11 protein-coding genes, 1 tRNA gene and 2 pseudogenes are annotated in these 12203 nt (G+C 62.1%); 8 read left to right on the top strand and 6 right to left on the bottom strand.

All coding sequences use genetic code 11. The annotated features are described in order from the left end of the window. The first annotated feature begins 300 nt into the window (after positions 1-300). Positions 301-385: transfer RNA gene (locus X727_RS146840), tRNA-Leu, on the top strand. Between the two features lie 102 nt (positions 386-487). On the opposite strand, the gene X727_RS146845 is transcribed toward X727_RS146840, so the two are convergent. From X727_RS146845 to X727_RS1000000166650, 3 genes are all read right to left on the bottom strand, one after another. Then, positions 488-832, bottom strand: a complete 345-nt coding sequence (locus tag X727_RS146845) for a low affinity iron permease family protein (RefSeq protein WP_023672069.1) — start codon at positions 830-832, stop codon at positions 488-490. Positions 833-1030: 198 nt separating this feature from the next. After that, on the bottom strand, positions 1031-1339 hold the full coding sequence (locus X727_RS146850; RefSeq protein ID WP_023672071.1) for a DUF1236 domain-containing protein: 309 nt from the start codon (positions 1337-1339) through the stop codon (positions 1031-1033). Positions 1340-1387: 48 nt separating this feature from the next. Beyond that, complete coding sequence (locus tag X727_RS1000000166650) at positions 1388-1618, bottom strand: hypothetical protein (RefSeq protein ID WP_081726152.1); 231 nt, start codon at positions 1616-1618, stop codon at positions 1388-1390. Between the two features lie 206 nt (positions 1619-1824). Here X727_RS1000000166650 and X727_RS146855 point away from each other — a divergent pair, with 206 nt between their 5' ends. The 7 genes and pseudogenes from X727_RS146855 (at position 1825) to X727_RS01000000164815 (ending at position 8781) form a co-directional block, all read left to right on the top strand. Then, the gene (locus X727_RS146855) at positions 1825-2133 is read left to right on the top strand and encodes a DUF1236 domain-containing protein (RefSeq protein ID WP_023834550.1); all 309 of its coding nucleotides are present in this window, start codon (positions 1825-1827) and stop codon (positions 2131-2133) included. Beyond that, positions 2130-2222 (top strand): annotated as a pseudogene (locus tag X727_RS1000000168015) (DUF1236 domain-containing protein); the annotation flags it as partial. The gene X727_RS146855 and the pseudogene X727_RS1000000168015, both read left to right, overlap by 4 nt. Before the next feature lie 74 nt (positions 2223-2296). Continuing rightward, positions 2297-2503, top strand: a complete 207-nt coding sequence (locus tag X727_RS146860) for a hypothetical protein (protein ID WP_023698078.1) — start codon at positions 2297-2299, stop codon at positions 2501-2503. A gap of 17 nt (positions 2504-2520) precedes the next feature. Further along, the gene (locus X727_RS1000000168010; protein ID WP_031196666.1) at positions 2521-2790 is read left to right on the top strand and encodes a hypothetical protein; all 270 of its coding nucleotides are present in this window, start codon (positions 2521-2523) and stop codon (positions 2788-2790) included. Positions 2791-3430: 640 nt separating this feature from the next. Beyond that, positions 3431-6574 carry an amino acid permease gene (locus X727_RS1000000168580; RefSeq protein ID WP_210163669.1) on the top strand — a complete coding sequence of 1048 codons (3144 nt, stop codon included), beginning with the start codon at positions 3431-3433 and terminating at the stop codon, positions 6572-6574. Between the two features lie 235 nt (positions 6575-6809). Continuing rightward, positions 6810-8477, top strand: coding sequence for an FAD-dependent oxidoreductase (locus X727_RS146870; RefSeq protein WP_023834548.1), 1668 nt, complete (start codon positions 6810-6812; stop codon positions 8475-8477). Beyond that, positions 8477-8781 (top strand): annotated as a pseudogene (locus tag X727_RS01000000164815) (UBP-type zinc finger domain-containing protein). The gene X727_RS146870 and the pseudogene X727_RS01000000164815 overlap by 1 nt, the downstream one beginning before the upstream one ends. Before the next feature lie 316 nt (positions 8782-9097). On the opposite strand, the gene X727_RS1000000166635 reads toward X727_RS01000000164815, so the two are convergent. The 3 genes from X727_RS1000000166635 to X727_RS146880 form a co-directional block, all read right to left on the bottom strand. Continuing rightward, complete coding sequence (locus X727_RS1000000166635) at positions 9098-9271, bottom strand: hypothetical protein (protein WP_023752815.1); 174 nt, start codon at positions 9269-9271, stop codon at positions 9098-9100. Between the two features lie 149 nt (positions 9272-9420). Beyond that, positions 9421-10602 (bottom strand): PLP-dependent aspartate aminotransferase family protein, encoded by a 1182-nt coding sequence (locus X727_RS146875; RefSeq protein ID WP_023834547.1) that lies wholly within the window; start codon positions 10600-10602, stop codon positions 9421-9423. Beyond that, entirely contained in the window at positions 10599-12032 is a 1434-nt protein-coding gene (locus tag X727_RS146880) for a pyridoxal-phosphate dependent enzyme (protein WP_023687574.1), read from the bottom strand. Before X727_RS146880 ends, X727_RS146875 begins: the two co-directional genes overlap by 4 nt. Between the last annotated feature and the right edge of the window lie 171 nt (positions 12033-12203).

Below are 12203 nucleotides of genomic sequence, written 5' to 3'. Positions count from 1 at the left end.
GGTTTTCGGCCAGCGCATTCGCCAAGTCGGCGCTGCCCCTCATTGCCCTGCCGGGCATTTCTCCCCGTATAGTGACGGGGAGAAAGGGCTGGCCGCAGCCTCGGCGCTCTTCTTGTGACGCAGGTGACTGGCGAAAATTCATCGATGAGAGCGCCCCTCTCCCCGTCACCGTACGGGGAGAGGATGCCGGCAGGCAGGTGAGGGGCGGCGCTGACCCCCGGGAAACTAAGCCGGCAGGCAGCGGCCCTCGAAAAAGCGCGTTGACACATATCGTTTGCCCGCTTACATGAGCCCGCACCAGCCCAGATGGCGGAATTGGTAGACGCGCACGGTTCAGGTCCGTGTTCCGCAAGGAGTGGAGGTTCGAGTCCTCTTCTGGGCACCAAATTCCCGTTTCGGATAAATCCGAAATGATTTAGACGCGAAGCAAAAAAGCCCGGTTTCCCGGGCTTTTTTGCTGATGGATGACAGATAGTCCGGCGGAGGGTCAATGCGGCGGGCGAACCGCTTTCATTGCTTCTTCTTCGAGTGTCTGGAGCTTCTCCCGAATCTCCTCCGGCTCGGCATGCTCCAAGCCGACGACATCGTTTCTGGTCTCATTCAGCGAAACGATAATCTCATCAAGCTTGGCGTGAATGGCGGCCGTGTCGCGGTAACCCTGGATCAGTACAACGCCGGTGATCACGATGGCCGCTACCGACAATGCGTAGGTGACCACATTCGTCAGGCCGAATGGCACCAACGCAGTACAGAGCAGCATGGCTACAAGAAGGACATAGAAGCCCGGTGGCCGGGATAGAAAGTCGCCCATCACAAACAGGAAGCGATTCATATCAAGGCCGCGGTCAAAAATGCCACGAGTGCGGTGACGGCTACGCAAATTGGAATTGCCGCGAGTAAGGCAGCTTCCAGGACCCAAGTTTCCTTGTCGCTAAACATCAGACATCCTCCCGTTGAGAAAAGGCTGCCCGTAGACTTTCACAGGGCAGCCACAGCCCGCCGCTCCAGACCGGAGCGGCGGGCTCGCGCGTTATTCGATGATCTGCACGACCTTGCGCGTGTCGGGATCGACGAGAACCGCATGATCTCCGACAACCGTATACTTGTAGCGGACATCCGGAACGTCGATTGCGTGGAGCTCGACAGTGTCTGGAAGTGCCGTGCCGACATTGAGTTCGACGCCGAGCAAACTGACTGATGCCAGCTTTTGCTTATGGATATATTCGCGAACGACCGTCTGTTGTTCGGGCTTGAGAACAATAACGTCCTCGGCAAACGAGGTGCCGATGCCCGCCATAAGGACGAGGGCGCCGGCGGCGCTGACGAAATATCTGGTCATGGGAATTTCCTTTTCATAGGTCAGTTCGGAAGTGTGGATGCGAGCAGATCAGCCGCCACTCGCAGGGGCTGGGGCAGGTGCCGCAGGCTTTGCGGGTGCAGCCGGAGCTTCCACCTTTGGCGCTTCAACCTTGACGTTGATATCCTTGCCGCCGTCGCCGCGGATATTGATGACGCCGGTAAAAATAAGCAACACTACGACCGCAATAAGTGCAAGAACAACAGCAATCGCAGTGCCGCCGCTACCCCCAGAATTAACAACAGTTGGGCCGTCTGCCATGTGTTCCTCTCCTGTTTTATTTAGTTGCATTTGGGAAACGCCTGCCCCGCTTGAACGTTCCGCCTCGGGACTTGGGTCTTAGCTGATATCCGACTTTGGTCTGGTTCGCCGCGGACTGAAGTCACAGGAACAATCTGGCTGATCTCAAGTTCGGTCCCTCGGCGAACAGGCGTGGTGCCGTCGCCGGATTACGCGAGGAGAAAACCATGAAAATCCACTTTGCAAGTGCCGCCGCAGGCTTGTTGCTTTTGGCTGTCGTCGGCGCCGCCGCAGCTCAGGATGTCGTCATCACACCGGAGCAGGATACGGTCGTCCGCGAGTATGTGAAAAAGCAGCCGCTGGCTTCGGTGAAGATCCCGGGCGTGGAGCTGAACGTCGGCAGTGCCTTGCCTGATACGGTCGAGCTGCACGAAGTTCCCAACGTCAAATACCGCTATGTCGTGGTCGACAACCGCACCGTCCTGGTCGACCCCGGCACCCGGAAAATTGTGAAGATCGGAAGAGCACACGTCTGAANAACGTCAAATACCGCTATGTCGTGGTCGACAACCGCACCGTCCTGGTCGACCCCGGCACCCGGAAAATTGTGAAGGTCTACGACTGATCGAATAGCTGCAGCCCGCCGCCGACCATGGCGGCGGGCTGCGGATTTAACATTGCGCTCCAGGATGATCGAAGATGATCGATGACGTCGAGACATCGCCAGCCCTCGATGCCCGCCTGGGTTCTCTCAGGGCGAGAATGCGCGATGCGCGCATAACAGAGGCCGACATGAAGACCTTTCAGAAAGTCGCATCCATCATGGTTGGCGGCAGTGGCCGCATCAGCGGCGATGACCTGATTGCAGCTTCGTTCGTCCTCGAGGACCAGCCGGAAGGCTTGTAAGGGCGAAGTACTCACGTGTGCAGGCTCCCGCAACGCTGATCCCAAGTGTTCTGGTGCTGAACACATTCCTGCTGCGGGCCGGCGTCGAAGGCGTGCCCGCTGGCGAGGTCGCGTCGCGCTCAAGCATCGTCCAGAACACCATGTCGCCGCATGTGAAGATACCCGGCCATGCGAGCCGATGCCGGCGCCGTATCAGCGCGGCCGGCAGAACCGGCAGGCCGGTCCAGAGCGTCGCCACGCCTATGGTCACAAATGTCACCGAGGCCAGTTTGGTCCAGATCGGATGATGGTAGCGGGCGATCGCCATCTCGACCGTACGGGCGCCGGCCTGGGAAGGACCACCAGCGCGCCGAGGCCGACCGCCGCGCCCAGCGTGGTCGGCGCGCTGTTTACCCTGCAACGCGCGGCTATGCGGCGTGCTCGCACAAGTTAGCTCCAACTTGAGGCACGGCGTGAAGTCTCGGTGCTTGCCCCCACGATGGCGAGGTACGAAGTCAAAAGCGGTCAATGTGCTTAGCGATCTACAGTCGACTTCAGCCTCCGTTTCGAATGATGGCGCCCCGCAATCACGAGATTTGTCGATAATAATTGATATTAGGCTGTATTCGCGACTATCCCTGATAGTGGGCGATTAGATAAAATTGATATGATATCCCAGATCGGAGGAGATCGATCCATTCGGGCCGGCATCAGCATGATTGAACCGCAGCTACCGCAAGTTGACAGCGATCATCGGGCGGATCTGGTTTGGTACGAAGTCTTAATACGTCTCACCTAAGGTCCAACTTTGACTTCGGGAGCGCGACGTTCGACAGACATATCTCCGCAGGTTACATTCGCCAGTCAGACAGCGCTCCGCACTCGAATGGATGTCTCTGAATGCCGGGCCTCACGCCTTCACGACCGCACCCGAGAACCTTGGGATGGATGGGCACGACAGCGCTCGCCATGGGTGGCAGCAATCAAAGCCTGTTTCTGATTGCCGCCCTTTTTGTCGGCCAGGGGAATATTCCCGGTCAAGGAAGCGCCGCGGTTCCTTTGCTAGTTGTTGGTCTGCTTCTAAGCTGGGCCGCCGCGCCGGCTTGGACCGAATTGGTTCTCATGTGGCCAAACCGCGTCGGCGGTATCTCTGCAGCGTGCGCCGAAGCTTTCCGACCTTACAGTCCCGTTCTCTCGGCTCTGACGGGCACCTGCTATTGGTGGGGTTGGGTGCCGACCTGCGGACTGACAGCGGTTCTTTCAGCGTCTGCAATCCAGCAATGGTACCTGCCGGGCCTCCCCGTGGAGGCGGTCGCCTGCGGGCTTATCGCATTCTTTACGACGGTGAACCTGTGTGGAATCAAGTGGGTGGTCCAACTGGCGATCCCGATCGCCACGGCCTCCGCGACGCTTGCGTTTCTCTCATCCCTCGTCCCGGTCATCAGTGGCTCGGTCGACTGGCGGCAGGCGACGGATTTTGCCCTGACCAGCCCGTTTACCGGCCTGTTCGGCGATATCACGTCGGTGATGGCGGGACTGTACCTGATCGGGTTTGCCGCACCGGCATTTGAGGCTGCAGCCTGCCATGTTGGCGAAACCATCGATCCCAACCGCAACATTCCTCTGGCGATGTGGGCCAGCGCCGCAATGGCCGGCGTCTATTTCCTGGTCCTGCCGGTTGTCTGGCTGGGTGTGCTCGGGCCGGAGCCGCTCGGCACCGACCTCGCCATAGCTCTCGGGCCCACCTTTGCGCCCTTGTTGGGGAGTTTCGGCAAGGCGGCCGCCATCTGGCTCATCATGCTGAACATGTTCCATGGAACGTTGCAGCCATTGGCAGGCGCCGCGCGGACCCTTGCGCAGCTGAGCGAAGACGGCCTGCTGCCGAGCTTCCTGGCCAGGCGCACCTCAACAGATTGTCCTTGGGCGGCAACGCTGCTCACAGCTGCCGCGGCAATCGGCTTCATGCTGTGCGGGTATCCACTCTGGATGATCGCCGCGGCCAATTTTACGTACCTGATCAGCATCTGCATGCCAAACATCGCAGTCTGGCTCTTGCGCCGTGATAGTCCCGAAGCCGAGCGACCCTTCCGGGCTCCCAGGGGAACGATCATCCTTGGCGTAGGCGCGGCTGCAATATGGCTGTTGACCGCCATACTGGGATTTCAGCAATTTGGCCTTCCTACCGTCCTGTTCGGTCTGGCTTTGGCATATTCGGGTGCTGCGCTCTACGCCTGGCGCACGATGGAGGATCGATACGCACTCGGTCTACCCTTGCTGCCACATACGCTTCACCTGAAGCTTACCGGAGCCATGCTTTTTGTGCTCGTGCTTGACGGTGCCGGCTATTTCCTGGCGATCGGCAGCGTTCCCCAAGGCGACACTTCATTGGTCGCCGCGCTGGAGGACATTTTTGTCGTTGTCGCGCTGCTGACCATCAGCGTTGGCCTGATCTTGCCGGGAATGATCACCCATTCGGCGACAGAGGTGAGCAACGCGGCAAAGCGTCTGACATCCGGAACGCTGAAGGATTTCTCTCTTGCCATGGTCGCCCTGGGGCGGGGAGACCTCGCTGCGGCGCATGCCTCCGTGAATATCATGCCGGTTACGGTAAACTCTCGTGACGAACTTGGAGAGATGGCCGAAAGCTTCAACCTGCTCCAGGACAAGGTGAGGGAAGCCGCCCACGGCCTGGACGACGCGCGCGAGAACATGAACGTAGCGCGCACCGAACTGATGGCACGGCACGAGGAAATCGCGCATCTCGCGCACCACGATCCGCTTACCGGCCTGGCGAACCGAGCCGCGCTTGCAGCACACCTGGCCACGGCGCTCGAGCGCGCAAAAGCAACGCACGCCAGCTTTGCCGTCTTCAGCATCGACCTTGACCATTTTAAAGAGGCGAACGACGTTTTCGGGCACGCCGCCGGCGACGATCTGCTTTGCACCATTTCCCGGCGTCTCCAAACCGCGGCGCCTGAGGCCTTTATCGCGCGCATGGGCGGCGACGAATTCACGGTTGTCCTGGCCATGGATGACCGGTCCGCGAGTGCCAAGGACGTTGCGGACCGTCTGTTCGAATCGGCGGCAGGCAAATTCGAAATCCGAGGCCAGCACATTTCTATCGGGGTGAGCATCGGCGCGGCGATCTATCCGAAAGACGGAGAGAATGCCGCGGCGCTGATGGCAAATGCCGACGCAGCGCTGTACCGGGCCAAGGCGGACGGTCGTCGAATGGTGCAATTCTTCGATCCTGAGATGGATAAGCGGCTAAGAGAGCGCTACGCCTTGCAGCGAGATTTGCGCTCTGCGGTCGCCCATGGCGAACTTGTGCTTCATTATCAGCCGCAAGCCAGGATGGACGGCGAAATCTTCGGCTTCGAGGCACTCGCCCGATGGCACCATCCAAAGCATGGGCTCATCTCCCCAAACGCGTTTGTCTCGCTTGCCGAACAGGATGGCACGATCGTTGAGATAGGTGAATGGACGCTCAGGCAGGCGTGCAGAGACGCGGCCTCCTGGCCCTCACCGCTGCAGATCGCCGTCAACCTCTCTCCCGTGCAGTTCCGTTTCGGGGACCTGGTAGGCCTCGTTCATTCTATCCTCTACGAGACCGGCCTTGCTCCGGGGCGGCTGGAACTGGAAATCACGGAAGGGGTTCTCATCCGCGACCGGGCAACTGCCTTGTCGGTTTTGCGGAGGTTGAAGGCGTTGGGCGTCAGGGTCTCGATGGATGATTTTGGCACCGGGTATGCCTCGCTGTCCTCGCTGCAGGCGTTTCCATTCGACAAGATCAAGATCGATCGCAGTTTTGTTTCGGGTGTCGGTTCGAATGTCCAATCGGCCGCCATCGTGCGCACGATACTCAGCCTGGGGAATGCGCTGGCCTTGCCTGTCATCGCGGAGGGTGTCGAAACAGAGGACGAGCGTGCCTTCCTGATGAGGGAAGGATGTCCCGAAATCCAAGGATATCTGGTGGGGCGCCCGCATCCGATAGCGCTCTACAAAGATGTGACGAATGGGCTTTCGCCGGGATCTGCCTTCGGGGAGCCCGAGGATACTACCGCACCTCAGGCGCTTGGCGTAACGCGATAGCCCGGCGCCGACCGTCGGCGCGCTGCTCTTGCAGCATACTGGTGAGCGAGGACTGCTGGCGGTACTGCTCGGGCTCGCCCTTATAAAGGTCGCACTTGTCGGCGCACTGTTTGCCTTGCAGCGCGGGGCCATGTGAGGCATCCGCACGAGTTGGTGCGGGAACCAACCTGCCCTCCCGGCCAGGCGCTTAACAAACCACTTCAAACCCGGCCGTCTCGGCGCTACGCTCGCACCTATGGCACCACCCACCCAGCCGATCACCGTCACCCGCCGCGACCAGATGTTTCCCATCCTGGGCGACGCCGATATCGAGCGCATGCGCCGGTTCGGCGAGGCGAGTTCCTATGCCGCCGGCGAGCATATCGTCACCGCCGGCACCGTGGCGCCGGGGCTGATCGTCATCCTGTCGGGCACGGTCGATATCACCCAGGATGTCAGGCCTGGCCGGCGCGAGACCATCGTCACTCATGGTCCCGGCAATTTCATCGGCGAGCTGGCGCAGCTTTCCAGCCGGCCGTCGCTGGTCAATGCGGAGGCGGCCGAGCCGGTCGAGGCCTTCGTCATCCCCTCGCAGCGGCTGCGCGACCTGATGGTGCAGGAGGCAAGCCTTGGCGAGCGGATCATGCGGGCGCTGATCCTGCGCCGCGTCGGGCTTCTGGAAAGCGGCTCGAGCGGGCCGGTCGTCGTCGGCCCGGCCGGCAATGGCGACACGCTGCGGCTGCAGGGATTTCTGCGCCGCAGCGGCCAGCCGCACCGCGCGCTCGATTCCGACAGCGACCCGTGCGCCAAGACGCTGATTGAGCATTTTCATGTTGACCCGCACCATCTGCCGATCGTGCTCTGCCCCAACGGCAAGCTGATGCACAATCCCGGCGAAACCGAACTTGCCCGCTGCATCGGCCTGCTGCGGCCGATCGATCCCGAGATGGTCTATGACGTCGCCATTGTCGGCGCCGGGCCGGCGGGGCTGGCGGCCGCGGTCTATGCGGCATCCGAAGGGCTGTCGACCATCGTGCTCGATTGCCGCGCCTTCGGCGGCCAGGCCGGCGCCTCCGCGCGCATCGAGAACTATCTGGGTTTCCCCACCGGCATTTCCGGCATGGCGCTGATGGCGCGCGCCTATAACCAGGCGCAGAAATTCGGCGTCGAAATAGTCATCCCGGACGAGGCCAAGCTGCTCGGTGCAGCAGGCGAGGGCTACACGCTCACCGTCGGCGACGGTGAAAGCCTGCGCGCGCGCACCGTGGTGATCGCCAGCGGCGCGCGCTACCGCCGCCTCGACGTCGCCAAGCTGGCCGAGTTCGAGGGCACGTCGGTGCATTACTGGGCCTCGCCGATCGAGGCGCGGCTATGCACAGGGCAAGAAGTGGCGCTGGTCGGCGCCGGCAATTCGGCGGGGCAGGCGGCGGTCTATCTCGCCAGCCAGGTTCGCAAGGTGACGATGCTGGCGCGCCGCGGCGGCCTCAGGGAAACCATGTCGCGCTATCTGGTCGAGCGTATCGAGGCGCAACCCAACATCGAGGTGCTTGGCGAGACCGAGATCGAGGCGCTGGAAGGCGAAGGCGGCAATCTCACCCAGTTGCGTTGGCGCAACCCCGGCGGCGTCGAGACGCGGCCGATCCAGCATCTCTTCCTGTTCATCGGCGCCGACCCCAACACCGATTGGCTGGCTGGGTGCGATATCGCGCTCGACGCCAGGGGCTTCGTGCGCACCGGCGCCGACATAGGGGCGGGCCAGATGGAGACCAGCCGCAGCGGCGTGTTCGCCATCGGCGACGTGCGCTCCGGCTCGGTCAAGCGGGTCGCCGCCGCCGTCGGCGAAGGCGCCCAGGTGGTGGCTGCCTTGCACGCCTATCTCGCGCGACCCGACGCAGCAGCGCCCGAACTGGCCAGGAGAGCATAATGGATGAATGCAAACACACGCGCGACATCAAGACGGTGACGCCGAGCGCGCTCGGTGCGAGGAGTGCCTGAAGAGCGGCTCCATGTGGGTGCATCTCAGGCTGTGCCGTACCTGCGGCCATGTCGGCTGCTGCGACGACTCGCCCAACCGCCACGCCACCAAGCATTTCCACGCCACCAAGCACCCTATCATCGAAGGCTACGACCCGCCGGAAGGCTGGGCCTGGTGCTTTGTCGACGAGGCGTTCATCGACCTCGAAGGCGACGTGACGCCGCAGAACGGCCCGATCCCGAAGTTTTTCTGAGGCGAGCCAGGCTGGCAGCTGTGCCCTTATCGCACCAAAGGCGATCGTGTATGGCGTCCGCCCGAAGGTCAGGGCAATCGGATAGGGCGCGCCCCCACTCCGTCTCGGCTTCGCCGAGCCACCTCTACCCCCACATTCGTGGGGGAGAGGAAATGTCAACCACCGAGCTCGCAGCCTGAAAGGCTTGGGTTTCCTCATCCCCCATGGACATGGGGGGAGAGGTGGCCGCGAAGCGGACGGAGTGGGGGCAGGCGCTGTCCTACGCGATTGCCCCGCCCTTGTGGGAGGCTAGGTCCTTCTGCACAAGAAGCCCTGTTTATTTTATGGAGCCAGTAACCGTGCGGTCGAGGGCGTCGGGACTGTGGTCGTTGCCGGCAAGTGCGGCAATGATCAGAAGACTGGCGACGACCGGGACGAACAGGATGGCCACGCGGGCCTGCACATAAAAGATGGCTCGCCATTCGCTGCGCTTTTCCGGGCTGTTGTCCATCACACTCACTCTCGCCATGCCACCCCAGGCGGGACATAGCGGCGAAGGGTTAAGCAAAGGCTGCTGAATGTGTTAACGCGCGGCGGATTGGGATTTAATCTTGATGGTCAGCGCCGCCCCTCATTGTCATCGGTACGCATCCGGTACGCCTACCCCCGCAACGCCTGCTCCAGATCGGCGATCAGATCATCGCCATCCTCTATCCCCGCCGACAACCGCACCAGCGAATCCGAAATGCCGATTTCCGCGCGCTTTTCCGCCGGGATCGAGCCGTGCGTCATCAGCGCCGGGTGTTCGATCAGGCTTTCGACGCCGCCGAGGCTTTCAGCCAGCGTGAACAGTTGCGTCCGTTCGAGGAAGCGTTTGGTGCCGGCGAGTTCGCGGTCGAGGTCGACCGAGATCATGCCGCCGAAGGCATGCATCTGTTGGACGGCGATGGCGTGCTGCGGATGGCTGGCCAGGCCGGGATAGACGACGCGGCGCACATCTTTTCGCGCCTCCAGCCACTGCGCAATCTTCAGGCCGTTCGTGGAATGCCGCTCCATCCTGAGCGCCAGTGTCTTGATGCCGCGCAGCGCGAGAAAACTGTCGAAGGGACCGGAGATGGCTCCGATGGCGTTCTGCAGGAATTTCAGCTGGGCGGCGAGGTCCTTGTTGTCGCCGACGATGGCGACGCCGCCGACCATGTCGGAATGGCCGTTGAGATATTTCGTCGTCGAGTGCACGACGATGTCGATGCCGAGTTCCAGCGGCCGCTGGATGTAGGGGCTGCAGAACGTGTTGTCGGCGACCGTCAATACGCCCTTGCGCCTGGCGAGTGCCGCAACGCCTTCGAGGTCGACGATGCGCAGGAGCGGATTGGTCGGGGTTTCAACCCAGAGCAGTTTTGTCTCCGGACGGATCGCTGCTTCCACCGCCGCCAGATCAGTGAAGTCCACAAAACTCACCTGCAGATTGGCCGAGCGCTTGCGCACCCGCTCCATCAGCCGGAACGAGCCGCCATAGATGTCGTCGGTTGCAACGATATGGGCGCCGCTGTCGAGCAGCTCGAGCACGGTCGAGATCGCCGCCAGGCCGGAAGCGAATGCAAAGGCGGCCGAGCCGCTTTCGAGATCGGCCACCCCGCGCTCGAAGGCGAAGCGGGTCGGGTTCTGGCTGCGGGCGTACTCAAACCCCTTGTGCACGCCGGGCGACTGCTGGCCATAGGTCGAAGTCGCGTAGATCGGCACCATCACCGCGCCGGTCAGCGGGTCATGGCTCTGGCCGCCATGGATGGTGCGCGTGGAAAAAGCCAGGCGGTTCTTGCCCGATGGGGATGTTTCAGCAGTCATCGTGCGCGCCTCAAATGGTTGATCAGGTCGATACGGGTTATCAGGCCGACGAACTCGTCGCCATCGAAGATGATGGCGACCTCGTTGCGGTCGAACACCGGCAGCAGCGCATCCAGCGTCTGGCTGGCCTGCAGCGTGTGCAGATTGGAGGTCATGGCGGTGCGCACCGGGGCGTTGAAGCGGTCCCAGCGGCCGTCATAGGGGCCGTCGACCTTGGCCAATATATCGCCCTCATCGATAATGCCGACCAGCTTGCCATTGTCCAGCACCGGCAGCTGCGAGACATCGGAGCGGCGCATGCGGCCATAGGCGTTGAGCAGGCTTTCGTCGGGGCCGACATAGACGGTGTCGCCGGTGCGGTGCGAGCGCATGACAAGGTCGCGCAGATCGCCATGCTGTTCCTGTTCGGCCAGCCCCTGTTCGGCCAGCCAGAAATCGTCGAACACCTTGGACAGATATTTGTTGCCGCTGTCGCAGACGAAGGTGACGACGCGTTTCGCTGTCGTCTGCTCGCGGCAATAGCGAAGCGCGGCCGACAGCAGCGTGCCGGAAGACGAGCCGGCGAGAATGCCTTCCTTCGAAAGCAGGTCCCGCACGGCCAGCATGCTCTGCTTGTCTGGGATGGAATAGGCTTTCCTGACCAGCGACAGATCGGCATTGGGCGGCACAAAATCCTCGCCGATGCCTTCGACGGTCCAGCTGCCGGCCTCTTCCATCTTGCCGGTCTTGATCAGCGGCGCCAGCACCGACCCCACCGGATCGGCCAGCACCATTTCGGTCTTCGGCGATGTTCTGGCGAAGTAGCGGCCAAGCCCGGTCAGCGTGCCGCCGGAGCCGACGCCGACGACCACGGCGTCGAGGTCGCCATCGAGCTGGGCAAGGATTTCCGGTCCGGTGGTGGTCTCATGCGCCTCGGGGTTGGCCGGGTTGGCGAACTGGTTGGCGTAGAAGGCGCCGGGCGTTTCCGATGCGATCTTCTCGGCCATGTCCTGGTAATATTCGGCATGGCCCTTGCCGACATCGGAGCGCGTCATGCGCACTTCGGCGCCGAGCGCGCGCAGATGCTGGATCTTTTCGCGCGACATCTTGTCGGGCACGACGAGGATGATGCGGTAGCCCTTGGGGATGCCGACCTGGGCGAGGCCGAGACCGGTATTCCCGGCGGTCGCCTCGACGATGGTGCCGCCGCGCTTCAGCTTGCCTTCCTTCTCGGCCGCGGCAATCATCGACAGCGCAATGCGGTCCTTGATCGAGCCGCCGGGATTCTGGCTTTCGAGCTTGATGAACAGCCGGCACTTGCCGGTGTCGAATTTGGTCAGTTCGACCACCGGCGTCTGGCCGATGAGGTCGAGCACCGAGGCGTATGGCGGACGCAGGCGCGATAACGTGCCGTCCGAACTGCCTGGCGCAGCTTTTCCGTGCTCGCTCATGTCGATGTGCTCCCTTGAACAAGCGACCGCCTCGGGGGCAGAGCGGCAGCGTAGCTTCTTTTCCGGCCGTTTGCAGTCGGAAAGAAGGTAGATCGTGCCAATCAACCGGCGAGAGGGGGAATGGAATTCCAGTTTGAAGCCGGCTTTGGACTCAAGCCCAACACCCTCCGT

This window comes from Mesorhizobium sp. L103C105A0 (genome assembly GCF_000502215.1).
Classification (GTDB): domain Bacteria; phylum Pseudomonadota; class Alphaproteobacteria; order Rhizobiales; family Rhizobiaceae; genus Mesorhizobium.
This window is presented reverse-complemented; position numbering and strand designations above follow the sequence as displayed.